We start from the raw sequence: 24,424 nt of genomic DNA on the forward strand, positions 1-24,424 counted from the left end.
TTATTCATCCCTGATAAAAATGGGGCTAAGAGCCCCATAAGATATGAAAACAAACTTTTGAATTGGGTCGTCTTAAGGAGCCTTGGTCGCCTGAGTCACCACCAGGCTAACAATGCCGCTGTAGGTGCCAGTGGCGATAGTGCCTTGCGTGGTCTGGGCAAAACGCAGCGGCAGAACGTCTGAACCATTTTCGATTCCCGCAGGGAACAGGGTCGCCGCTTCCAGCAGTTGGTTGGTGGTGGTCAGTACCGTTTCACCCAGGCTTACGGTCAATGGGATCTTGTTAACCCCATTGACATCCGCCAGGCTCGCGGCTCTGACCAGGCGAACGTTAACGCCAGCGGTAGCGTTGTTAGACCAGACCTTGGTGTTCAGGTTAAAAGGCGTCAGGCCTTTGCCTGGCAAATACTGCATATCGATGCTGCTTGGCAAACCGGTATTATCAGGTTGCGTCATATCAATCGTCGCATCCACGTTGGCATTCACAGTAATATCTTTCTGCACTGCCTGAACTGAAAATACGGCAGCCATGGTTGAAACGATCAGCAGTGGTTTAATAAACTTTTTCATAAAATCTCCATTTTATTTTATAAATAACATCCAACTTTACTCACCCCATAAAATCGGGGCTATACATGATTTGACTCCACACTTAAAGCTTTACAGACAAATCAATTTCTTCAACGCGCTTCTTAAGCCAGTTAAAATAACGCGCTTTATATTTCTTCCCTGGCATTACCATTAGCGAGGCAATTTTAAGCTCGGTACCGGGATATATCGTGGTGGTTTCTTTTTTCCAGTTGCAAACACCGCCCTGGTCACAAACCCCTACCTCTCGTAGCGGAATACGTAACGTACCATCATTGATAACCTGACCGCGCTGTGCATCCAGCGTCAGGCTGGCAACAGCCTTTTTAGGCGCAACGTGGACCAATGCTCCCCATACCAGGTTGATACCTACCTTGGTCGTGGTCATCTGTGGGCTGGCAGCAGCGACGTTATCTTCTAATTCCGGCACGCCTTCAAAATAAACTCGCCAGGTGGTTTCTTTTTCCGGTAACTCCAGCGCGACCAACCGTACAAGGCGTTGGCTACCTGCCGAAATAGCCAATTTTTGCGGCGTTATCACCAGCGAGCTTTGTCCAAATTGTTCAACGTCCGCTTCTTGTTCTTGTTTAGTGCCGGGATTTAGTATTTGTTTTTCTGTTACCTTGACGAATTGCACCGCGTCGCTTTGGGATATAACCCTTATTTGAGCGGCTCCAGTTTCGCCGATCCCGACTTCCATAGGATAAACGCTCATATTAGCCAATACATAACCTGGTAAAAAACAAAAAATAGCAACACCACTCAGGCGTTTAATAATATTGAGCTTCATGATTAATCCGTAATGAGAGTCTTTTATATCAAACTTTAAAACACAGCCAACTCCAGCCACGCTTAGTCTCGTAAAATTCGCAGCAAGTATAAAAACCAATGAGCACGCAGATCAACTTAATAATTATAATAATAAAAACAAGAATAATACCTTCGGTAACCTCATGATAAAAAACAAGATAATTTTTAATTATAACAAACAGAAATAAACAAATTATAATATTTAAGATGAATTACAAGATGAGGTTTTAATCAATGGCGCAATACGGGGAAAATTAGCCTGGCAAGCCAGGCCGGTGACAGCATTTTCGCTGTCTTATTCAGTTCAGGCAGAGTTCCTCTCCGCCTGAACGAGAAAGCAAGAATTGATAGCTGAGGATTAAGTTAACGGCTACTCGGCAATATCCGCGTCACCGCTAGCCAATTGCATTATTTCGCGCACTACGCTAGTAGCGAAACTGCCTGCCGGTAACCAGAAACGTAATTCCACGGTGACATCATCCCACCAGTTCCACTGCATTTTCTGCGGCTGTAGCAGCAAGGCCCGTCGTGCAGGCTCTACGCGCTCACGCTTTAACAGACTCAGCAATTCCGGCTGTTGCGCCAGGCAACTTTGTTCAAACTCCAGTACCTCTGCGGCAGTTCCCGGCTCACCATCCCCCGGCAACGGAGCGGTGATCATCAGTTCACCTGCGTCTAACCGTTGTTGCAGGGTGGCTAGCTCTTCCGCTTTGGCCACGAACCAGCTCCCGCGGCCAGCCAGCTGTAACGCATCCCCTTCCAGCACCGTTTGCTGCTGTTGGTTAGCCAAACGCTGGCTGGTAATGAGGTTGAACAACGCACTGCGGCTGGCAGACAGGTAGAAGCTACGTTTGCTGCGTTCCTTGACCCGGATCTCATCGTTGGCCCAGCGACGTGCCATCGTCAGGTTGTTGCCACCACGGCCAAAGCGCTGGCTGCCAAAGTAGTTCGGCACGCCGCCCGCCGCGATGGCCTGCAAACGCTGCTCTACTTCTTGGCGATCGCTGATCTGGCGCAGCACCAAGGTAAATTCGTTACCCTTCAACGTACCGATGCGCAGCTTACGTAGGTGGCGAGCGGCCTGTAGCACTTCGCAGCCTTCCAACGCAAACTGGCGGAGATCGGGAGATTCTTTCCCCGGCAGATGCAGACAGAACCACTGCTCGGTGACCGCATGGCGATCTTTCAAACCGGCATAGCTGACCGAACGGGCATGAATGCCGGCAAACTTCGCCAGATAGTCCGCCACAAACTGGGTGTTGCAGCCGTTCTTGCGGATATTCACCAGCAGGTGCTCACCTTCGCCGTCCGGCGTAAAGCCCAGATCCTCAACCACCACAAAGTCTTCCGGGTTGGCTTTCAGCACGCCGGTAGCCGCTGGCTTGCCGTGCAACCAGGTCAGATTAGCCATGTCCATGCGTTATTCCTTGATCAACAAGGCAACCGCTTCGCAGGCAATGCCTTCGCCACGGCCAGTAAAGCCCAGTTGCTCGGTGGTGGTCGCTTTGACGTTAACGTCGTCCATATGGCATTGCAGATCTTCCGCCAGGAAGATGCGCATCTGAGGAATGTGTGGTGCCATCTTCGGTGCCTGCGCAATGATGGTGACATCCAGATTACCCAGACGATAGCCCTTGGCACGAATGCGTTTCCAAGCTTCGCGCAGCAGCTCGCGGCTGTCTGCCCCTTTGAAAGCCGGATCGGTATCCGGGAACAGCTTGCCGATATCCCCCAACGCCGCCGCCCCCAGCAGGGCATCGGTGGCCGCATGCAGCGCCACGTCACCATCGGAGTGAGCCAGCAGTCCTTTTTCATAAGGAATGCGAACACCGCCGATCACCAACGGCCCTTCGCCGCCAAATTTATGGACATCAAAACCGTGACCGATACGCATGATGCGCTCCTTTAGTTGTTCAACTGAGTCAAATAGAACGCCGCCAGCGCCAAATCCTCTGGCCGCGTCACTTTAATATTGTCCGCACGCCCCGCCACCAGCAGCGGATGATAGCCGCAATGCTCCAGCGCCGAGGCTTCATCGGTTACCGTCGCCCCTTCATCCAGGGCGCGTTGCAGGCAGAGTTTAAGCAATTCCAGCGGGAATAGCTGCGGCGTCAGTGCATGCCACAAATCCTGGCGCTCGACGGTGTGCGAGATGATGCTTTGGCTCACCTGCGCACGCTTCATGGTATCACGCACCGGTGCGGCAAGAATGCCGCCGACCTTACTGTGTGCCGTGATCGCAAGCAATCGCTCCAGATCGTCGGGATGCAGGCAAGGGCGGGCAGCATCGTGTACCAAAACCCAGTGTGCGTTGCCTGCCAATTGCAGCCCGGCCAGTACCGAATCGGCGCGCTGCTGCCCACCCTCAGTGACCAGGACCCGCGGATCGCTGGCGATCGATAATGTCTTGAATTGTTGGTCTTCGGGGCTGATAGCCACGATCACCTGGGTAATACGCGGATGGCGCAGTAAAGCGTGGATCGCGTGCTCAAGAATGGTTTGATGGCCGATGGTTAAATATTGCTTCGGGCACTCGGCCTGCATACGGCTGCCAATACCGGCAGCGGGCAGGACGGCGATCACCTGAGGGGAGGAGCCTACGGATGGATTCATGCGTTACTTCGGTGGGTTGTTCTGTGTGGCAGACGCCGCGTTGCGCCCGGAAGGTTCAGGAACCAGACGATAGAAAGTCTCGCCGGGCTTGATCATGCCCAGTTCATTACGTGCGCGTTCTTCTATCGCTTCCTGACCGCCGTTCAGGTCGTCGATCTCGGCAAACAGCTGATCGTTACGCGCTTTCAATTTGGCATTGTTGCTCTGCTGAGCCACAACATCATCATTGACCCGTACATAATCGTGAATACCATTCTTCCCCAGCCACAGCGAATACTGTAACCAGCCAAGCAGCGCCAGCAATAGCAGCGTCAGTTTTCCCATCTCCGCCCCCTAAAAAAAGCGCTTAATCATCCCACAACTTGCCGTTTGACTCCACAGCAGCAGCGGCTTTTCACCTGTAGCCATCAAGCGTAATCAGAATTTCCTGAGTTTAGCGCCTGATTGTCGCCTGAAAGCGGCATTAAATCCAGGTGGCCGCAGGCAGCATGGCTCGACGGGCGCAACATGCTGCTGCATATATCGACATCATGCGCACATCGTCACCCCACATCAGTATGCAGTAAGAATAACTGGGCTGAGGGTATTTTTACCGACATTTAAGCCAGTTTTTAAATAATTATTCATATTTAACACTGTTAGCATTTTCATCATCAGGTAGGGGTTGTGTTTTTATTCATGTAAGTTTATTTTTATGCATCTAAAGTGCATAAATAAATCCAATGTATAACCTTTACTTAACGACTCAACTTATTCGGGGATTGCTCATGTTAAAACGTCTCGTGCTGATTAGTGCCTGCCTGGCGGCCACTTTTTCCGCGGCCTCCTTTGCCGCAGAACCGACGTATGTTGTCGGCTCCGGCGGTACCTATCGTCCGTTCGAATACGAAAACAGCAAAAAAGAGCTGGAAGGTTTTGATATCGATGTGATCAAGGCCGTCGCCAAAGCGGAAGGTTTCCAGGTGAAGCTGGTAAATACGCCGTGGGAAGGCATCTTTGCCACCCTGAACTCTGGTGACCGCGACATCATCATTTCCGGCATCACCATTACCGACAAGCGCAAGCAGATGGTCGACTTCTCTACGCCGTACTTCCCGGCAGAGCAGGCTATCGTAGTCCCTAAAGAGTCTACGGTAGACTCCATCGACGCGCTGAAAACCCTGAAGGTGGGCGTGGTTAACTCCAGCACCGGCGACATCGTGGTTTCCGACGTCTTGGGTAAGAACAGCACCTCCATTAAGCGTTTTGATAATACCCCGCTGCTGCTGCAAGAGCTGTATGAAGATGGTATTGGCGCGGCCGTGGGTGACGTTGGCGTGGCCAAGTTCTATATCAAGACCCACCCGGAGAAAGAGTTCAAGCTGGTGTCAGACGCCAAGTTTGAGCGCCAGTATTTCGGCATTGCGGTGGCCAAGGGCAACGATGAGCTGCGCAACAAGATTAACAGCGGCCTGAAGAAAATCATCGCCGATGGCACCTACGCCAAAATCTACCAGACCTGGTTCGACAGCAACGTCCCTACGCTGCCAGCAGAATAAACCGGCTGTAAATAGGGGCGCAATTGACTGTGCCCCTACGTATCAATGACCTGCAAGTTCGCACTACCACCGTAAGGATTCTATTTTGTCAGCATTCCGTTGGGAGATCATTGAGGAATACGCTCCGCTGTTTATGGAGGGTGCCTGGATGACCATCAAATGTACCATCATCTGCGTGATCCTGGGCACCACTTGGGGGCTACTCCTCGGCTTAGGCCGCCTGGCGCAGGCTCCGCACGGCATCTGGAAACCGATCCTGCACTATTGCGTGCAATGGCCGGTGCGCATCTACATTAGCGCCTTCCGGGGCACGCCGCTGTTTGTGCAAATCATGGTGGTCCACTTCGCGTTGGTGCCGCTGTTTATCAATCCGCGTGACGGCCTGCTGGTCAGCAACGGTTTGATGAGCGTCGACTTCGCGCGCGCATTACGTTCCGATTACGGTGCCTTCCTGTCTTGCGTAGTCGCCATCACGTTGAACGCCGGTGCCTACGTCTCGGAGATCTTCCGTGCCGGGATCCAGTCGATCGATCGCGGCCAGATGGAGGCATCGCGCTCGTTGGGAATGGGCTACGGCAAAACCATGCGTAAGGTGATCCTGCCGCAGGCCTTCCGCCGCATGCTGCCACCGCTCGGCAACAACGCCATCGCCATCGTCAAGGATTCGTCCCTGGCCTCCGCGATTGGTCTGGCGGATCTGGCTTATGCCGCGCGTACCGTTTCCGGCGCGTACGCCACCTACTGGGAGCCCTATCTGACTATTTCAGTGATCTATTGGATCATCACCTTCCTGCTCTCGCTGATGGTGCAACACATGGAAAAAAGGTTCGGTAAAAGTGATTCGCGTACATAACCTGCAAAAACAATTTGGCGAAGCCCACGTGCTGCGCGGGATCTCCTGCCAGATCGCGCCGAAAGAAGTGGTGTGTATTATCGGCCCATCCGGCTCCGGTAAAAGTACCTTTCTGCGCTGTATCAACGCGCTGGAAACGCTTTCTGGCGGTGAGATCGACGTTAACGGCTTTGCCATTCACGACCAGAAGACCGATCTGAACAAGATGCGTGAAAGCGTGGGCATGGTATTCCAACGCTTTAACCTGTTCCCGCACATGACGGTGTTGGAAAACATCATCATGGCGCCGGTGGAGGTGAAAAAACTGTCCCGCAGCGAGGCCATTGAACGTGCCGAAGTGCTACTGAATAAAGTAGGCCTGCTGGACAAGATCGATGCCTATCCCAGCAGCCTGTCCGGCGGGCAGCAACAGCGTGTCGCCATCGCCCGCGCATTGGCGATGGAACCGCAAATCATGCTGTTTGATGAGCCTACCTCGGCGCTGGATCCGGAGTTGGTCGGTGAAGTGCTGGCGGTGATGAAAGCGCTGGCCCTTGAAGGCATGACAATGGTGGTGGTAACCCACGAAATGGGCTTCGCCCGTGAAGTGGCTGATCGGGTGCTGTTTATCGATCAGGGAATTATTCAGGAAGAAGGCACACCGGAGCACATCTTCGGTAACCCGACCAATCCACGCACCCAGGCATTTTTAAGCAAAGTTTTGTAACCTTCGGCATCTCTTGGACGCATGTTCCCCTCACCCCAACCCTCTCCCACAGGGAGAGGGAGTTGGCCCAGTGCTAGCGGCAGGAACCGAAGCCAATCTTTGGCTTTGACCTGATTCGGGGCCTAGATAGGCACAAACTCAATCTGTGGCACATGCTGTCCCCTCTCCTGGGGGAGAGGGCTAGGGTGAGGGCGTCTGGATTACCAACCGCTCAGAAAGCTGAACACCAGCCAGAACAGACAAATGACGGTGATACCGGTCAGCAGCAGCGTGAGGAACAAACGCCCGCGCAGCACCACGCTGAAGACGATACCCAGCAGCACGGAGGCCGGCATCAAAGCCAGGAAAAACGGCCAGGTATAGAGAAGGAAAAACAAGGTGTTAGAGCCGTAAACCAGAAAAGGCACGGTAAACGCCAACCAATAGAAGACAAAGCCGCTAGTACCGCCCAAAAAGGAGTATGAGGGTTCCTCTGGCTCGAGTTGGCTATCAATCACTAGTGGCGTGGCATTTTGCATAGCGTTCCCTGGTCTATTGGCTCGCTCTGCGGCGACTTACTAGAGTAAAAAGCGCGTGGCTGGATCACGCCATGCGCCTTTTGCGAATTCAGGGTTTGATAATAGCCTGACCACGCAGCAGGTCTAACAATTGCGCGGTCAAATTTGTTACCAATTGTTCACCATTAAGCCGGATATCCGGTCGTTCCGGCGCTTCATACACCGAGTCGATACCGGTGAAATTACGCAGTTCACCAGCGCGGGCCTTTTTGTACAATCCTTTCGGATCGCGAGCCTCACAAATTGCCAGCGGAGTGTCGACAAACACTTCGATAAACTGCCCCTCTGCCAACATTTCCCGCACCATCTGCCGTTCGGCACGGTGCGGTGAGATAAACGCCGTCAACACCACCAGCCCGGCATCCACCATCAGTTTGGCCACTTCACCCACCCGGCGGATATTCTCACGCCGATCGTCGTCAGAGAACCCCAAGTCGCGGCACAGGCCGTGGCGCACATTGTCGCCATCCAGCAGATAGGTGCTGACCCCCAACTGGTGCAACGCCTGTTCCAATGCACCGGCCACGGTCGATTTCCCTGAACCAGACAGGCCGGTAAACCACAGCACCACACCCTGATGATCGTTCGCGGTTTCACGCTCCGCACGCGTTACCGCATGCGGGTGCCACACGACGTTTTCGTCTTTCGCTAACTCAGCCTCGGCCACGTTAATTCCCCTTCAGCAGGTCACGCGCACCCCAGTGTGGGAAATGCTTGCGTACCAAGGCGTTCAGCTCCAGTTCAAAGGCGCTGAAGTTCCCCGCCGCTGCCGGATTATCCTGCTGCAAGGCTTCGCGGATCAACCCCGCGCCAACCGTGACGTTAGTCAAACGATCGATAAAGATCAGGCCGCCGGTATCATGATTCTGTTGATAGCTGTCCAGCACCAGAGGTTCGTCGAAGGTAAGCTCCACCAGCCCAATGCCGTTCAAAGGCAACACATCGGCCTGATGCTGTGACAGCGAGTTAATCTCCACCTGATGGCGAATGCTCTCAACGCGGGCGCGGGTTTTCTTCCCGGCTACCTTGATGTCGTAGCTTTGGCCCGGCAACAGCGGCTGTTCTGCCATCCATACTACGTCTGCCAAGGCACTTTGCGTGGCCTGTAGGGTTTCGCTGGCATCCACCAGCAGGTCGCCCCGGCTGATATCGACTTCGTCTTTCAGCACCAGTGTGATCGCTTCACCCGGCCCCGCCTCCTGCAGATCGCCATCAAAGGTCACGATACGTGCCACGGTGGATTCAACGCCAGACGGCAGCACCTTGATGCGCTGGCCCACGCGGACCACACCGGCAGACAACGTACCGGCATAACCGCGGAAATCGAGATTCGGGCGGTTGACGTATTGTACCGGGAAGCGCAGCGGCTGATGTTCACGCTCGCTGATCACATCCACGCTTTCCAGCACTTCCAGCAGCGTCGGGCCGCTGTACCAAGGCATCTGTGTGCTCTGGGTAGCGACGTTGTCCCCGTCCAGTGCCGACAACGGGACGAATTTAATCTCCAGGTCGTTGGGCAACTGCTCGGCGAAGGTCAGGTAGTCCTGTTTGAACTGTTCAAACACCGCCTGGCTGTAATCCACCAGGTCCATTTTGTTCACCGCGACCACCAAATGGCGAATGCCAAGCAACGTGGCAATAAAGCTGTGGCGACGGGTCTGATCCAGCACGCCCTTGCGCGCATCGATCAGCAGGATCGCCAAATCGCAGGTCGACGCGCCGGTGGCCATATTACGGGTGTACTGCTCGTGCCCCGGCGTATCGGCGATGATGAATTTCCGCTTTTCGGTCGAGAAATAGCGGTAGGCCACGTCGATGGTAATGCCCTGCTCACGTTCTGCCTGCAGGCCATCCACCAGCAAGGCCAGATCGAGCTTCTCCCCTTGGGTGCCGATGCGTTTGCTGTCGGTATGCAAGGTTGAGAGCTGATCTTCGTAGATCTGGCGGGTATCGTGCAGCAAGCGGCCAATCAGGGTGCTTTTGCCGTCGTCCACGCTGCCGCAGGTCAGGAAGCGTAGCAGGCTCTTGTGCTGCTGCGCGTGCAGGTAGGCTTCTACCCCGCCCTGTTCGGCGATTTGTTGTGCAATAACGTTGTTCATTCCGGCGGCTCCTTAGAAATACCCTTGGCGCTTTTTCAGCTCCATCGAACCGGACTGATCGCGGTCGATCATGCGGCCCTGACGTTCGCTGGTGGTAGAAACCAGCATTTCCTCGATGATCTCCGGCAGCGTCTGCGCTGAAGAATCCACCGCGCCGGTCAAAGGCCAGCAGCCGAGGGTACGGAACCGCACCATACGCTGGCTGATCACTTCACCCGGTTGCAGATCGATACGATCGTCATCCACCATCATCAGCATGCCGTCGCGTTCCACCACCGGGCGAGGTTTGGCCAGGTAGAGCGGAACAATGTCGATCTTCTCCAGGAAGATGTATTGCCAGATATCCAGCTCGGTCCAGTTCGACAGCGGGAACACGCGGATACTCTCGCCCTTGTTGATCTGGCCGTTATAGTTGTGCCACAGCTCTGGACGCTGGTTTTTCGGATCCCAACGGTGGAAGCGATCGCGGAAAGAGTAGATTCGCTCTTTGGCGCGGGATTTCTCTTCATCACGGCGTGCGCCACCGAAAGCAGCATCAAAGCCGTACTTGTTCAGCGCCTGCTTGAGGCCTTCGGTTTTCATGATATCGGTGTGCTTGGCGCTGCCGTGGACAAACGGGTTAATCCCCATCGCCACCCCTTCCGGGTTTTTATGGATCAGCAGCTCGAAACCGTACTCTTTGGCAGTACGATCGCGGAATTGGTACATTTCGTTGAATTTCCAGCCGGTATCCACATGCAGCAGTGGGAACGGCAGCGTGCCCGGGTAGAACGCCTTGCGTGCCAGATGCAGCATCACCGAGGAGTCTTTACCGATGGAATAGAGCATCACCGGATTGCCGAATTCGGCGGCCACTTCACGGATGATATGGATGCTCTCCGCCTCCAATTGCCGCAAATGAGTGAGTCGTTTTTGGTCCATAACAGATCCTTTAAGCCAAATTCACGACGGCCGGGCGCGCTGCCACTGCCGTCTGCGATTGATGCCCAAACCAGGCGATTTGATGGTGTAGCTCCACCACTTCACCGATCACTAGCAGCGCCGGTAACGGGGCCTGCCGAGTTAATTGTTCCAGCTGTTGCAAGGTGCCAGTCTGCACCTGTTGATCGGCCCGCGTACCCCGGCTGATCACCGCGACTGGCGTATCCGCATCACGGCCATGGGCGATCAGGTTGCGGCTGATATCTGCCGCCTTCATGGTGCCCATGTAGATCGCCAACGTCTGCCGCGCCCGCGCCAAAGCGGGCCAATCCAAGCCGTCGTCATCGTCACGGCAATGGCCGGTAATAAAGGTCACGCTTTGGGCGTGATCGCGGTGCGTTAGCGGAATACCTGAATAGGCCGTAGCCCCTGCGGCAGCGGTTACGCCCGGTACCACCTGGAAGGGGATCCCGGCAGCGGCGGCCACCTGTAACTCTTCGCCACCCCGGCCAAAGATAAAGGGATCGCCGCCTTTTAATCGCACAACCCGCTTCCCTTGCTGCGCCAGTTCCACCAGCAGCCGATTGGTCTCTTCCTGGATCACCGAATGCGCACCGGCGCGTTTGCCCACGCAGATACGTTCGGCGTCGCGACGCACCAAATCCAGCGTCTCTTCGCTCACCAGATGATCGTAAAGCACCACGTCGGCCTGCTGCATCACCTGCAGCCCGCGTAGGGTTAACAAACCGACATCGCCCGGGCCTGCCCCGACCAGTGCGATCTCACCTTGTGCCCCCTCATTACCCTGCGCAAAAGCCGTTAAATCCTGTTCCAACTGCTGCTGCGCCTGCTCCGTCTGACCATTCGCCACCAAAGTCGCGAAACGGCCGTTGAAGGTTTTCTCCCAGAAACGGCGCCTGGCCCCGAGGGAAGCCAGCCGTTGCTTCACTTTGCCACGCAACCCTCCGGCCATTTCCGCCATCTGCCCCAGGCTGGCGGGCAACAACGCCTCCAGCTTCTCACGTAACATCCGCGCCAATACCGGAGCCTGGCCGCTAGATGACACGGCCACCACCAACGGTGAACGATCGATAATCGACGGGAAGATAAAGGAGCAGCGCGGTTGGTCATCCACCACGTTGGCCAACACGCGGCGCTTATCCGCTTCGGCATACACCTCGGCGTTCAGCGCGCTATCGTCGGTAGCGGCAATTACCAGAAAGACGTCGTCTAACTGCTGCGGCACAAAATTCTGCCCCAGCCACTCAACGCGCCCTTGCAGGTGTTGGTGCTCCAGCTCAGCTAAGAGCGCCTGCGCCACGATCCGCACTTCCGCCCCCGCTCGTAGCAGGAGGTCGACTTTGCGTGCAGCCACTTCGCCGCCGCCAACCACCAGCACTGGGCGTTGTTTCAGGTCGGCAAATATTGGTAGATAGTCCACAACGGCCTTTTCATATAACAGATTGATAGGGTGACTATACGGCGTGCGATTTGCCCCCTGAAATGACGAAAAGGCATGAGATGTTCTTAAATGGAATAAGGCTGTTGGCAGTGCGCCTAACTCGCTGTACGTATTGAGGTTACAGGTGTGGGTTAACGCAACTCAGACTCGTATTGGTACGGGGGCTACACACTGCGTACGTTTTACCCACAACAGATTCAGCAACATTGCTCCCTGGAATTGGCACATGCTATTATCGTCCGGTGGAAGGCTTAGTCTGGGCTTCCTTCTCTCCTTTGAATTAGCTCAGGCGCTTTCCTTCCACACCCAATGCTATTATCTCCGCACCACTTACTCTCTGCCATCAAAACGGATTTTTATGCTCTCCCCTGTCCAGAAACTTCTTTTGGTTCGCTATGGCTTGCTTGATGTTGCCCCTGCGGGTGAACGGTTGGATAAAACCCTCATCGAGGCTGCAGAAATAGAGTTGGCGGCATTGGGTTACGTACTCAGCTATAAATTACGCGACCGTCTGCAAACACTCGACGTCAACGCATTAACCCAATTGATACTCAGCCTGTGCAAAACGCTCAACGAAGCTGCTGGTGGAGGCGTTCAGCATCGCCCGTTATTCCGCTCGTTTCCTCGGGGGATCCCGGCAGATACCTACAAACTTTGGTCCCAAAAGGTGCTGACGCATTATCTACAGGCGGAAGATCAACCCTGCCTGTTCTGCGGGCATCATGACACCGTTCATGTATTGAATCCCTGCCAGCATATCGTCTGTGACTACTGTTTTGATGGCAGTAACTATTCGGCCTGCCCCGTTTGCGAGCATCACGTCGATCTCTCCTCTCCTTTTTTTAAAGACCTCCATCTAGAACGTCCGGCGAGCAAGCAAAAGACCATCCGTTTTAAATGGCTTGATCTGCAAGACGATGAGATGGCATGTGCGCGTCGGCTATTTGTATCGCTCTGTGAACGCCGCCAGGCGATGTCACCTAACGATGTCCAGGCGTTTAAAACGCTAATCGACGCTTATGGCTTTACGGTGCTTGAGTGGCTACCCGCCGAGATCCCACTACGGGAAAACATTGCCTGGCTGTTTGGCACCTTATTGCAGAGAAATAGCGCCACTGAGGTGCTGCAAGCGGCGGAACCTTATCTGACAACGGCCACCGATTTCCTGCGTTTATTGGCCGCATTTTCTAATGCAAGCCCGGCATTGTTACCCGCACTAGTCACCATGGATGTGCGAAAGGTTTCACCTGAACGGCTGAGTAAACGCTGGCAGCTCTACCAACAACAATACCCGCAAGTGCGTTTTTTACCGGCCGAAGTCAAGCGCTTTAAGATGGCACCATTACCGCGCTTGCTGCGTCGTGAATTACTGTCGCGTCTTGAGTGTTTGCCACAGGAGAGCATGGTAGAGGATATGCTGCGGCACGCCTCTTTCTGGGTTTGGGTAGGCGAGTTTTTGCATCCGTTTGAGTACGTAAAACGCTTCCCACGGGTTGCGACTGCTTTTGCCTTGGTCCGCCAGTCGGCAACACCGCTGGCTAAGCATCTTTACTCAGCTTTAGATCTTCCCCGCTATCGCCATGATCCCAAAGGAAAAGTCCGTTTTATCAGCTTCAATGCTGAAGTAGAACAACATATTAATACCCAGGATCTGCCAGCACTGTGTCGATTGCTGGCCACGCGACCAGGGGAATTGGCGCGTCGCCTTGATCATCTACTCCGTATGGAGACACAGCAAGGCAGCTCCGGTATTCAGGCCCTGTTTTGCAGCAAGTTGCCCTTGTTAGCCACCCCGGTGTTGCTCACGCTGGCAAGCAGTTTGGCCCATCGTGACCAATGTTGGCCCGTGCGGGTCTACTTCCCGAAAGGAGCTCAATTTCTGGCACCGGCAACCGCCGATCGGCGGATACCTCTGCCACCGGAAATGACGCTACCGTTGGTAACCGCCATTGAGCAGGAACTGTTGCAACGCTTTGCGCAACAGCCTGATTTTCAGACTGCCTTCATCGATGAAGCGCTGCGGGATATTATGGTGCCGTTCAACGAGCGCACCGCCAGTTCCCAGGCGATCGATCTGCCACGCGGCTCGTCGTTATCGGTTCCCTCTGGCAGCTTGATCCGTCTATTTACACATTGGTGTCAGCCACCACAAGGTTATTCCACCGATCTCGATCTGGCCGTGGCTTTTTTCGATAAGGACTGGAACTTCGTCAACGAATGCACCTACTACCATCTAAGCTGCGATATTGAGGGAAAAAAAGTTGCCATTCACTCGGGTGATTATCAGGATGCCCCTTACCCGGATGGTGCCTCGGAGTTTATCGATCTGCACCGCGAAGCGGCGATGAACAGCGGGATCCGCTATGCCGTCATGCAGATCCATAAATATTCCGGGCTGCCATTTTCAGGCCTGGAGCGCGGCTTTGCCGGTATCATGCTACGCGATCCTGTAGACAGTGATGACAGTTCGGTATTCGATCCACGCACCGTAGAACACAAATTCCAGCTCGCCGGTGAGACTGGCACGTTTGTGCCTCTGGTTCTGGATGTGGAGGAAAACCGTATTTTCTGGCTGGATGCCAGCAACCAGGGTGGATTTGCCTACAACAACGTCGCCAATTCGCAAACGGCATTGCAGCGTATTTGCGCCGACGTCATGAGCTATTTTGGTATGGGCATACGGCCCACGATGTTTCAGCTCACGGTACTACATGCCGCAGCACGCACTCGACAGGTGTGGATCCGTGGCCAAAACACGGTTCTCTATACCAGGAATGACGATGAATCCCCGTGGAATTTTTACCAGCGTATTCTCCAAGGAAGCGGTAGCACAGCGTACGCTACACAGCCTGATTTTAAGGAACCCATGTTGGCCGCGGTATTGGAAGGTAATTTCAATCTACCGCCAGAGAGTGTGGGTTATGCCCTGATGCGTGGGAAATGGCATGACGCTATTCGGGCCAGCGACTGGTTATCGTAGGCTATCGGGCGCAACATGCGGCGCGCCTACGGCCGAACATGTTAGTCCCCAAACGTTGATAGCAGCGGTTTAACGGCGCGCACCTCAGACAAAAATAGGACGCGAAGAAATTGTCTTATCGCCCGTAGCGTCCCATACTGAACATCGCAAAAATAATCGGCATCACCGCTGTCAAAGAAGGATTTTTCGGTATGTTTTCCCGCTTGTGTCTGAGAGCAGGGCTGTTGCTAGTCGCTCTCGGCAGTGCTGTAAGCGTTTCGGCCGCTACCAAACCCGTAAAAGAAGCCCCGATGGGCCAGTTCGCCGCTAAACAGATCCGCCATATCGCTACCTACTTCCCCGGCCGCATGGCGGGCAGCCCGGCAGAATTACTGGCCGCAGATTACCTGAAACAGCAGTTTACCGAGATGGGCTACCCGGCTGATACCCGCACCTTTGACGCCCGTTATCTCTACACCAATAAAGACACCAGTGAAAACTGGCGCAAGATCAGCGTCACCTCGGTGATTGCCACCAAAAAGGGTGAGCGGCCCCAACAGGTCATCATCATGGCGCACTTCGATACCTACACCCCGCTTAGCGACGATGAGGTGGACAATAATCTTGGTGGCCTGACGCTACAGGGGGTCGATGACAATGCCTCCGGCGTGGGCGTGATGCTGGAGTTGGCCAACAGGCTGAAAAACATCCCCACCACCTATAGCCTGCGCTTTGTGGCCACGAGCGGTGAAGAGCTCAAGTCGATAGGGGCTAAGAACTACCTCGCCCGTATGACGCCGGAAGAGCGTAACAACACGCTGCTGGTGATTAACCTCGATAGCCTGATCACCGGCGATCGCCTCTATTTCCATTCCGGGCGTAACACCGAGCCGGAAGTGGTGGCCAGATCCCGCGATCGTGCGTTGAGCATCGCCCACCGTTATGGCATTGAAGCGGCCATCAACCCAGGCAGCAAAGGTTTTCCAACCGGCACCGGTTGCTGTTCCGATCAGATTGTCTTTGATAACGCCAAAATTCCGGTGATGGCGGTAGAAGCCACCAACTGGTCGCTGGGGGATCAGAACGGTTACCAGCAGCGTGCTGTCAGCCCCAGCTTCCCGCAGGGCATTACCTGGCATCGCCCGCAATACGACAATCTGCAATATCTGGAAACCCACCTGCCAGGGCGGATCGACAAACGCAGCCGCGACAGCGTGCGGATCCTGTTACCGTTGGTAAAAGAATGGGTGCAGGCGCATCCTGCTCCAGAGCAGAAGAAGAAAAAGAAGAAGTAGTACGTTACAGCCCCTCACCCTAATCCTCTCCCACAAGGAGAGTGACCGATCGAGTCAGGCTGAAAGTGAGTGATTCATCATCAACACCGAGTAACTCGCCTCGGCTAAGAGTGAACTTCTTTCTCCCAACAGAGCAGTGACTTTCAGCTCCCTCTCCCTGTGGGAGAGGGTTAGGGACATCAACCTTCGTGCAGACCACACTCGCGCTTCAGGCCGAAGAAGCGGGTCTCTTCCTCGCTCATGCCTTCCTCCCATTTACGGGTGGTGTGGGTATCACCCACCGACAGGTAGCCCTGATCCCACAGCGGGTGGTAGCTCAGGCCATGCTCGGTGAGATAGTGGTAAATCTGGCGGTTATCCCAGTCGATGATCGGCAGGATCTTGAACACCCCTCGTTGCACCGCCAGCACCGGCAGATTGGCTCGGCTGCCCGATTGCTCACGGCGCAGGCCGGCAAACCAGGTTTGCGCACCTAGCGTTTCCAGCGCGCGGTTCATCGGCTCAACTTTGTTGATTTGGTTGTACCGCTCAATGCCCTCAACGCCCTGCTCCCACAGCTTGCCGTAGCGCGCCTCTTGCCAGGCTGGTGAATGCTCGGCGCGGAACACTTGCAGGTTCAGGTTCAGCTTGTCGGCCAGTTGGTCGATAAACTGGTAAGTTTCTGGGAACAGGTAGCCGGTATCGGTCAGGATCACCGGGATATCCGGCTTGATGCGCGTGACCAGATGCAGGCACACCGCCGCCTGAATACCAAAGCTGGAGGAAAGCACAAACTCCCCCGGTAGATGTTCCAGCGCCCAGGCAACCCTCTCCTGTGCAGAAAGCTGTTCCAACTGGCCGTTAACGACCGCCAGTGCCAGCGCTTGACCGGACTTCGGTAGCGCGTTCAGCGCCGCCAGATCCAATTCAGCCATGATGCGATCTCCTGAAAGTGTTGATGTGGCCCCTCACCCTAACCCTCTCCCACAGGGAGAGGGGACAGTAAGGTGCACAAACTTAGCTGCTGCACAAAGAGTGAGGGAAGCCAGCAAGGTTATTCCCAGAAATCCTGCGCGGGATCCACCACCGGCCGGATAATCCCGGTACGCACGGTGAAATCGCCAAAACCTTCGCCAGCGGTGCGCTCGGTTGCCCAACGCCCTACCAGTTGGTCGATGGTCTGCAAAATCTCTTCTTCGTTAATATTTTCCCGATACATGCGCGGAATACGCGTCCCTTCACGGTTACCGCCCAGATGCAGGTTGTAACGGCCAATCGCTTTACCGACCAGCCCAATCTCCGCCAGCAGCGCTCGGCCACAGCCGTTCGGGCAGCCGGTGATACGCAGTACCACGTGCTCATCGCCCACACCATGCCGATGCATGATGCCTTCTACCTTGGTCACAAACTCCGGCAGGAAGCGCTCGGCCTCCGCCATCGCCAGTGGGCAGGTTGGATAGGACACACAGGCCATCGAGTTCTTGCGCTGCTCGCTGATGCCGTCGTCGATCAGGCCATGCTGGCGCGCCAGGGCTTCGATCTTCGCCTTTTCGCTTTCCGGTACGCCGGCCACGATCAGGTTCTGGTTGGCTGTCAGTCGGAAGTCGCCCCGATGGATCTTGGCGATCTCGGCCACGCCGGTTTTCAGCGGACGGCCTGGATAATCCAGCAGGCGACCGTTTTCAATAAACAGCGTCAGGTGCCAGTGATTATCAACCCCTTTGACCCAGCCGATGCGATCGCCACGGCCGGTAAACTCGTACGGACGCACCGGCGCAAAGGTGATGCCAGCCCGCTTTTCTACTTCGGCGCGGAAGGTATCAACCCCCACCCGCTCCAGCGTATATTTGGTTTTGGCGTTCTTACGGTCGGTGCGGTTGCCCCAGTCGCGCTGGGTGGTCACCACCGCTTCGGCGACGGCCAGCGTGTGTTCCAGCGGAATATAGCCAAACTCACTCGCCGTACGCGCATAGGTTTTCTTGTTGCCATGCTCGATAGACAGACCGCCGCCCACCAGCAGGTTAAAGCCCACCAGCTTGCCGTGTTCGGCAATCGCCACAAAGTTCATGTCGTTGGCATGCAGATCCACATCGTTCTGCGGCGGGATCACCACCGTGGTTTTAAACTTGCGCGGCAGGTAAGTAGCGCCCAGGATCGGCTCTTCGTCCGTAGTCGCGACTTTTTCTTTATCCAGCCACACTTCAGCATAGGCACGGGTACGCGGCAGCAGGTGCTCGGAGATTTTCTTCGCCCATTCGTACGCTTCCTGATGCAGCTCCGACTCCACCGGATTCGAGGTGCAAAGTACGTTACGGTTCACGTCGTTAGCCGTCGCCAACGCATCCAGCCCCAGGCGGTTCAACAACTGGTGCACCGGTTTCACGTTACCTTTGACGATGCCATGGAACTGGAACGTCTGCCGGTTGGTGATACGGATGCTGCCGTAGAGCGTGCTTTCCGCGGCAAATTTGTCGATCCCCAACCACTGTTGTGGGGAAATAATCCCGCCCGGCAGGCGGCAGCGCAGCATCATGGCGTGGCGCGGCTCGAGTTTTTGTTCGGCACGTTCGGCGCGAATATCGCGATCGTCCTGCTGGTACATGCCGTGGAAACGGATCAGCAAGAAGTTATCGCCGGTAAAGCCGCCGGTCAGACCGTCTTGTAAATCTTCGGCAATGGTTCCGCGCAGGAAGTTACTCTCTTTCTTCAGACGCTCGGCATCGGCCAATTTGCCTTCAACCACCAGAGGCCCAGGGTGTTTATCACTCATTAGTAAACGTCTCGCTGATAACGGCGCTCAAGGCGCAGCTCGCTTAAGAATTCGTCTGCCAGCTCGGTATCCATACCACCGTGCTCGGCCACCAGTGCTAACAATGTGTTTTCAACGTCTTTCGCCATGCGGTTGGCATCGCCACAGACATAGATGTGCGCGCCCTGCTGGATCCAGTTCCAGATTTCCGCACCTTGCTCACGCAGCTTGTCCTGCACATAAACTTTATGTTGTTGATCCCGTGACCAGGCCAGATCGATGCGGGTCAACAAGCCCTCTTTCACATAGCGCTGCCATTCAACCTGATACAGGAAGTCTTCGGTAAAGTGCGGGTTGCCAAAGAACAGCCAGTTCTTGCCCCCGGCACCTTCCGCTTCACGTTGCTGCATAAAGGCGCGGAACGGGGCAATACCGGTACCAGGACCGATCATGATCACCGGCGTTTCCGGGTTGGCAGGCAAACGGAAGTTGTCGTTATGTTCGATAAACACCCGCAGTTCGCCTTCTTCTTCCAGACGATCGGCCAGGAAGCTGGAAGCCCCACCGGCACGGTTGCGGCCATCAATGTCGTAGCGCACCACGCCAACGGTGATGTGCACTTCGTTTTCATTCTCTGCCTGAGAGGAGGCGATGGAGTACAGGCGCGGCGTCAGCGGGCGCAGCAGGCTGAGTAACTGCTCTGCGTTCAGGTCGGCCGGAGCCTGGCGTACCATGTCCACAATTGGGGTGTTATGGGCGTAGTGTTGCAGTTTAGGCTTGTCAGCCAGCAGGCCAATCAGCTTTTCGTCCCGCGATAGCCCGGCATATTTTTCCACGATCGGCGTGGTGTTCTGCGTCAGTTCAAAGTGGCTACGCAAAGCTTCACGCAGTGGCAGGGTTTGCCCCTCAACCTCGACCGGTTCGTCACCTTTCAGCCACAGCAGTTGTACCAGCTCATCCACCAGCGCCGGATCGTTATCAAACCATACGCCCAGCGCATCGCCCGGTTGATAACGCAGGCCGGAATCGCCTAAATCGATTTCAATATGGCGCACGTCTTTATCGGAAGCACGGCCAGTGATCTTTTGCTTGGCCGCCAATTGCGCGGTCAGCGGCTGTTCTTTACTGTAGGGGCTGCTGTCCAGTTGATCGACCGCACCGCTGGCCAATGCCGCCGGAGAGCTGTTTTCCGCTGGCGCTCGAGCCTTCAGGACTTCCACCACCTGCTTACGCCAGGCGATAGCCAGTTCCTGATAATCCACATCGGCATCGATGCGCTCCACCAGGCGCTCGGCCCCCAGCTCGGCCAGCTTGCCATCAAAGTCTTTGCCGGACTGGCAGAAATTCTCATAAGAGCTATCCCCCAGGCCAAACACCGCAAAGGCAGTTTCATTGAGTTTGGGGGCTTTTTTCGAATGGAGGAATTTGTGCAGCGCCACCGCTTCTTCCGCTGGCTCCCCTTCCCCTTGGGTGGAGGCGATCACCACCAACAGGCGCTCCTGGGCGATTTGCTTGAACTTATAGTCACCGGCATTCACCAGGGTGACGCTCAGCTTAGCCGCCAGCAGATCGTCGCGTAGCTGTTCGGCCAGACGGCGTGCGTTACCGGTCTGGGAAGCAGAAATCAGGGTGATGCTGGCCGCAGGGGCCGCGGCAACCGGTGCTGAAGCCACGATTTCCGGCTGCTGATTAACCCTGCCCCAGAAGTAACCAGAGAGCCACGCCAGCTGCGTTGGGGAGTACCCGCCAATGACGGCCTGCAAACTCGAGAGCTGTTCGGGGGTCAGCGGGAGCAAAGATGTTGGAGGAACCTGAGTCGTCATCGCGGTACGGATATCCTATGCTTAGCCAGTGTCAGTCGCTGTAATGGTTGTTGTGTAATGTCCTGAAAAGACCAGGAGAGTTTGTAAGGTTACCGAGCGTAATTGCAACGATTAAATAAGGGATAGCAATAATTAATAACCAAAACGACTAAGCAGTTTTCCTGGTAAGGGATAGTGGCTAAATCGTTAGATATTTATTTTTAATAAATTGATATCTAATGATTTATTTTTTTAAAGTTTGAATGAATCGCATTTGAGGTTGATAACCGCCTCCGATAGGCTCAATCCCGCCCAAATAAAAAAATGCCAGCAGCGCTACATGCTGCCCCCCTGGATCTCCCCTGAAGCAGCCCAAAAGATAGTAACCAGGGCCGCTTTCCGTTAGTATTCGGCGGTTTTTGAGTCAATGAGGCCGTAATAATGGCAACCACGCTATTTAAAGATTTTCAGTTTGAAGCCGCACACCATCTGCCAAACGTACCGGAGGGCCATAAATGCGGCCGCCTGCACGGGCATTCGTTTATGGTGCGCATTGAAGTGACCGGGGAAGTGGACGCCCACACCGGTTGGGTGATGGACTTTGCCGAGCTGAAGGCCGCTTTCAAGCCGATTTGGCAGCGCCTGGATCACTATAATCTGAACGATATTCCTGGCTTGGAGAACCCGACCAGCGAAGTGCTCGCCGCCTGGATCTGGCAGCAGTTGAAACCGCAGTTGCCAGAGTTGTCGGCGGTGATGGTCAAAGAGACCTGTACTGCAGGCTGCGTATATAAAGGTTAACAGAGCAAGGTTCGGGGGTGAGGCAATTGGCTCCGGTGCGATCTCCCTCACCCTAACCCTCTCCCCAAGGAGAGGGAATCGATCGAGTTAAGCTGAAAGTACAGTGATGCATCATCAGCGCCAGCGGTTGAAGGAAACCCATCGAGTTAAGCTGATAGTCTAGTGATGTATCATCAGCACCAGCGGTTGAAGGAATGATCCAGGTTGCTGAGATTATCTCTCTTCTCACAACAGAGCAGGGGCTATCAGCTCCCTCTCCCTGTGGGAGAGGGTTGGGGTGAGGGGCCGGTCTTAAGCGATATTCAAATACTTATGCGTCTGCATTGAAAGCCGCCAGTTGCGGGCAATGCAGGTCTCAATACACAACCGCGTCGCCTCTTCTTTCTGGCTGATCGGCTGCAAAGCGATAATGCGGTGTTTTTCGTCGTGCAACGTTGCCAGCAGCTCATCCAATGCCTCAATATCACGTTCACGCCCCACCGGATGCTTGATCTCATCGGCCCGCATCAGCGCCTGCTCTACCACCTTCAAACCACCGCGCATATTCACTTTGGGTGAAACGGTCACCCAGGTATTGGGGGTACAGAGGACTTCATGGGTGCCGCTGGTTTCGATCTGGCAGCCGAAGCCTGCGTTCTCGAACAGCTTGGTCAACGGGATCAGATCGTAGATGCACGGCTCACCGCCGGTGATCACGATATGGCGTGCGGTATAGCCCTGCTGTTCGACTACCTCCAGCAACTGTTCTGCACTGGCGCTCCCCCAGGCATCACTCTCGGCAGTTTTCACCAGGATGCGTTGCATATCCACTTCCCGATCGGCGTCCTTTTCCCAGGTGTGTTTGGTATCGCACCAGCTGCATCCCACCGGGCAACCCTGTAGGCGAATAAAAATGGCCGGAACGCCGGTGAAATAGCCTTCGCCCTGCAAAGTCTGGAACATCTCATTAATCGGGTACTGCATCGCTTTCTCAATCTGTCTAGGTAAAGACGCATTATCGCAGATCCCGACCGGGCGACCAAACCTGGAAAAGTGTATTAAATTTTGTCCGTTCGGCGGTGCCCAGCAGCTTTCTCCGGTTAACCCGCTAATGGGTGACGTTTATTGCAGACTTAACGCCAACCACCGATGTTATCCACCGCTCAAAACAAACATAAAATTAACATTTAAAACGAAAATATTTGACATAAAAGCGCCTGTGACGCAGATGTATAGACAGGCAGGCACAAGTCGGGCGCAGTTCCGACGATCCATCAACATCCTATCTGCGTTTAAGGAAACTATGGCCCATTCCACCGAGTTGAATATTCAGCAGGCTATCGACGACAGCAAATTTTCGCTGTTTCACTGGACCCTGATCATCCTGGGTTTCCTGATCCTGGCAATTGACGGTTACGATACGGCGGCGATGGGCTATATCGCCCCTTCGGTGGCCAAAGACTGGGGGATCGTGAAACAGGATCTGGGGCCGGTATTAAGCGCGGCGCTGCTTGGCCTTTCGTTGGGAGCCCTGGTTGCCGGGCCGATTTCTGACCGCGTTGGCCGCAAACGGGTGCTGGTGTTCTCCTGCCTGTTCTTTGGCCTTTCCAGCCTGGCCACCGCCTACGCGGGTTCACTCAATAGCCTGACGCTGTGGCGCTTCCTCACCGGGCTTGGGCTGGGTGCCGCCATGCCAAACGCCATTACGCTGATCTCCGAATATGCTCCGCAGCGCTGCCGATCGCTGGCCATTAACACCATGTACTGCGGCTTTCCGCTGGGAGCGGCAGGCGGTGGCGCCATCTCTTCCTGGCTGATCCCTGCTTACGGCTGGCACAGCGTGTTGCTGCTGGGGGCCATTGCCCCGCTATTGCTCACCGTGCTGTTGATCCTGCTGCTGCCGGAATCGGTGAAATACATGGTTAACCGTGGTCAGGATGCCGCTAAAATCAAACAGATTGCCCAACGCTTTATCAACCACAACATCAGCCATATCACCCGTTTCTACCTGTATGAAGACAAGCTGGCCCTGTCGAAGACCAGCGTCGGCCTGCTGTTCAGCCGCCCCTACCTGGTGGGGACACTGATGCTGTGGCTCACCTACTTTATGGGGTTGGTGATCTACTACGTATTGTTGAGCTGGATGCCGCTGTTGATGCAAGGGCTGGGGTATCAGCTTGAGCAGTCTGCGATCCTGACGTCGCTGTTCACCTTCGGCGGAACGATGGGGATCCTGATGGCCGGTTGGTTGATGGACCGCTGGAATGCCCACAAGGTGGTTTCCACCGGCTTTGCCATCAGCGCCCTGCTGATTGTGGCGATGGCCACCGAGGATAGCCAGATCGTGCTGCTCGGCGCCTTTATCTTCCTGATGGGCATCACCATGAACGGCGCGCAATCCGGCCTGCAAACCCTGGCTGCCACCTACTACCCAACGCACAGCCGCGCTACCGGTATTGCCTGGATGCAGGGCATTGGCCGCTTTGGCGGCGTGGCTGGTACCATGATGGCGGCTCAGCTTCTGGCGATGGAGTGGCAAGTGCAGAGTATTTTACTGTTCCTGGCGATCCCGGCGCTGCTAGCCAGCCTGGCCACGGTATTCAAGATGACGCGTTCAAGCGCATTGCAACCGGCCATCTAACCTATTGATTATATTGATGGGCGCTGTATGCGGCGCCCTATGTATCCTTGTCTCCCAACCCCCCTGTAATAC

The 24,424-nt window shown here is 55.1% G+C and carries 22 protein-coding genes; 7 read left to right on the forward strand and 15 right to left on the reverse strand.

What is annotated here, in order from left to right; translation table 11 throughout:
• Window positions 1–72: 72 nt before the first annotated feature.
• The 6 genes from IMQ33_RS14785 to ftsB all read right to left on the reverse strand — a co-directional run bounded on the left by IMQ33_RS14785 (window position 73) and on the right by ftsB (window position 4,335).
• On the reverse strand, window positions 73–570 hold the full coding sequence (locus IMQ33_RS14785) for a CS1 type fimbrial major subunit (RefSeq protein ID WP_065687022.1): 498 nt from the start codon (window positions 568–570) through the stop codon (window positions 73–75).
• 82 nt (window positions 571–652) lie between these two features.
• On the reverse strand, window positions 653–1,378 hold the full coding sequence (locus IMQ33_RS14790; protein ID WP_074423421.1) for a fimbrial protein TcfA: 726 nt from the start codon (window positions 1,376–1,378) through the stop codon (window positions 653–655).
• 390 nt (window positions 1,379–1,768) lie between these two features.
• Window positions 1,769–2,815 (reverse strand): tRNA pseudouridine(13) synthase TruD, encoded by a 1,047-nt coding sequence (truD, locus tag IMQ33_RS14795; protein ID WP_098928719.1) that lies wholly within the window; start codon window positions 2,813–2,815, stop codon window positions 1,769–1,771.
• 3 nt (window positions 2,816–2,818) lie between these two features.
• Entirely contained in the window at window positions 2,819–3,292 is a 474-nt protein-coding gene (gene ispF, locus IMQ33_RS14800) for a 2-C-methyl-D-erythritol 2,4-cyclodiphosphate synthase (RefSeq protein WP_021179414.1), read from the reverse strand.
• 11 nt (window positions 3,293–3,303) lie between these two features.
• Complete coding sequence (gene ispD, locus IMQ33_RS14805) at window positions 3,304–4,011, reverse strand: 2-C-methyl-D-erythritol 4-phosphate cytidylyltransferase (RefSeq protein ID WP_196062242.1); 708 nt, start codon at window positions 4,009–4,011, stop codon at window positions 3,304–3,306.
• A 3-nt stretch (window positions 4,012–4,014) separates the two neighbouring features.
• Window positions 4,015–4,335, reverse strand: a complete 321-nt coding sequence (gene ftsB / locus IMQ33_RS14810) for a cell division protein FtsB (protein WP_024531004.1) — start codon at window positions 4,333–4,335, stop codon at window positions 4,015–4,017.
• Between the two features lie 443 nt (window positions 4,336–4,778).
• Between ftsB and IMQ33_RS14815 the strand changes: the two genes are divergently transcribed.
• From IMQ33_RS14815 to IMQ33_RS14825, 3 genes are all read left to right on the forward strand, one after another.
• Window positions 4,779–5,549 (forward strand): basic amino acid ABC transporter substrate-binding protein, encoded by a 771-nt coding sequence (locus tag IMQ33_RS14815; protein ID WP_065687025.1) that lies wholly within the window; start codon window positions 4,779–4,781, stop codon window positions 5,547–5,549.
• 85 nt (window positions 5,550–5,634) lie between these two features.
• Window positions 5,635–6,402, forward strand: a complete 768-nt coding sequence (locus tag IMQ33_RS14820) for an amino acid ABC transporter permease (RefSeq protein WP_024485716.1) — start codon at window positions 5,635–5,637, stop codon at window positions 6,400–6,402.
• A complete protein-coding gene (locus tag IMQ33_RS14825) occupies window positions 6,386–7,108 on the forward strand; it encodes an amino acid ABC transporter ATP-binding protein (protein WP_196062241.1) in 723 nt (240 codons plus the stop codon). The genes IMQ33_RS14820 and IMQ33_RS14825 overlap by 17 nt, the downstream gene beginning before the upstream one ends.
• Window positions 7,109–7,308: 200 nt before the next feature.
• Here the strand turns inward: IMQ33_RS14825 and IMQ33_RS14830 are convergent, their stop codons facing one another.
• The 5 genes from IMQ33_RS14830 to cysG all read right to left on the reverse strand — a co-directional run bounded on the left by IMQ33_RS14830 (window position 7,309) and on the right by cysG (window position 12,126).
• A complete protein-coding gene (locus IMQ33_RS14830; protein WP_074032400.1) occupies window positions 7,309–7,626 on the reverse strand; it encodes a DUF3561 family protein in 318 nt (105 codons plus the stop codon).
• Between the two features lie 88 nt (window positions 7,627–7,714).
• The gene (gene cysC, locus IMQ33_RS14835; RefSeq protein WP_370572399.1) at window positions 7,715–8,332 is read right to left on the reverse strand and encodes an adenylyl-sulfate kinase; all 618 of its coding nucleotides are present in this window, start codon (window positions 8,330–8,332) and stop codon (window positions 7,715–7,717) included.
• Between the two features lies 1 nt (window position 8,333).
• On the reverse strand, window positions 8,334–9,764 hold the full coding sequence (gene cysN, locus IMQ33_RS14840; protein ID WP_098928722.1) for a sulfate adenylyltransferase subunit CysN: 1,431 nt from the start codon (window positions 9,762–9,764) through the stop codon (window positions 8,334–8,336).
• Between the two features lie 12 nt (window positions 9,765–9,776).
• A complete protein-coding gene (cysD, locus tag IMQ33_RS14845; RefSeq protein WP_024485711.1) occupies window positions 9,777–10,685 on the reverse strand; it encodes a sulfate adenylyltransferase subunit CysD in 909 nt (302 codons plus the stop codon).
• A 10-nt stretch (window positions 10,686–10,695) separates the two neighbouring features.
• Window positions 10,696–12,126 (reverse strand): siroheme synthase CysG, encoded by a 1,431-nt coding sequence (cysG, locus tag IMQ33_RS14850; RefSeq protein WP_196062240.1) that lies wholly within the window; start codon window positions 12,124–12,126, stop codon window positions 10,696–10,698.
• Window positions 12,127–12,505: 379 nt separating this feature from the next.
• On the opposite strand from cysG, the gene IMQ33_RS14855 reads away from it, so the two are divergent.
• Window positions 12,506–15,127 carry an MXAN_6230/SCO0854 family RING domain-containing protein gene (locus tag IMQ33_RS14855; RefSeq protein WP_196062239.1) on the forward strand — a complete coding sequence of 874 codons (2,622 nt, stop codon included), beginning with the start codon at window positions 12,506–12,508 and terminating at the stop codon, window positions 15,125–15,127.
• A gap of 191 nt (window positions 15,128–15,318) precedes the next feature.
• Entirely contained in the window at window positions 15,319–16,401 is a 1,083-nt protein-coding gene (locus IMQ33_RS14860) for an aminopeptidase (protein WP_161712348.1), read from the forward strand.
• Between the two features lie 179 nt (window positions 16,402–16,580).
• Here IMQ33_RS14860 and cysH read toward each other — a convergent pair whose 3' ends face one another.
• The 3 genes from cysH to cysJ all read right to left on the reverse strand — a co-directional run bounded on the left by cysH (window position 16,581) and on the right by cysJ (window position 20,952).
• Window positions 16,581–17,315 carry a phosphoadenosine phosphosulfate reductase gene (cysH, locus tag IMQ33_RS14865; RefSeq protein WP_065687034.1) on the reverse strand — a complete coding sequence of 245 codons (735 nt, stop codon included), beginning with the start codon at window positions 17,313–17,315 and terminating at the stop codon, window positions 16,581–16,583.
• A gap of 119 nt (window positions 17,316–17,434) precedes the next feature.
• Window positions 17,435–19,150 (reverse strand): assimilatory sulfite reductase (NADPH) hemoprotein subunit, encoded by a 1,716-nt coding sequence (cysI, locus tag IMQ33_RS14870; RefSeq protein WP_074032408.1) that lies wholly within the window; start codon window positions 19,148–19,150, stop codon window positions 17,435–17,437.
• Window positions 19,150–20,952, reverse strand: coding sequence for an NADPH-dependent assimilatory sulfite reductase flavoprotein subunit (cysJ, locus tag IMQ33_RS14875; protein ID WP_161712349.1), 1,803 nt, complete (start codon window positions 20,950–20,952; stop codon window positions 19,150–19,152). Before cysJ ends, cysI begins: the two co-directional genes overlap by 1 nt.
• Window positions 20,953–21,372: 420 nt before the next feature.
• Here cysJ and queD point away from each other — a divergent pair, with 420 nt between their 5' ends.
• Window positions 21,373–21,732, forward strand: a complete 360-nt coding sequence (gene queD, locus IMQ33_RS14880) for a 6-carboxytetrahydropterin synthase QueD (protein ID WP_021179400.1) — start codon at window positions 21,373–21,375, stop codon at window positions 21,730–21,732.
• Between the two features lie 291 nt (window positions 21,733–22,023).
• Here the strand turns inward: queD and queE are convergent, their stop codons facing one another.
• Entirely contained in the window at window positions 22,024–22,695 is a 672-nt protein-coding gene (gene queE / locus IMQ33_RS14885) for a 7-carboxy-7-deazaguanine synthase QueE (protein ID WP_196062238.1), read from the reverse strand.
• 319 nt (window positions 22,696–23,014) lie between these two features.
• On the opposite strand from queE, the gene IMQ33_RS14890 reads away from it, so the two are divergent.
• Window positions 23,015–24,352 (forward strand): aromatic acid/H+ symport family MFS transporter, encoded by a 1,338-nt coding sequence (locus IMQ33_RS14890; RefSeq protein WP_196062237.1) that lies wholly within the window; start codon window positions 23,015–23,017, stop codon window positions 24,350–24,352.
• Window positions 24,353–24,424 lie beyond the last annotated feature (72 nt).

Origin of the sequence: Serratia sp. Res13-Sevr-LER1-36-b, assembly GCF_015673035.1 — a bacterium.
GTDB classification, from domain to species: domain Bacteria; phylum Pseudomonadota; class Gammaproteobacteria; order Enterobacterales; family Enterobacteriaceae; genus Chania; species Chania fonticola_C.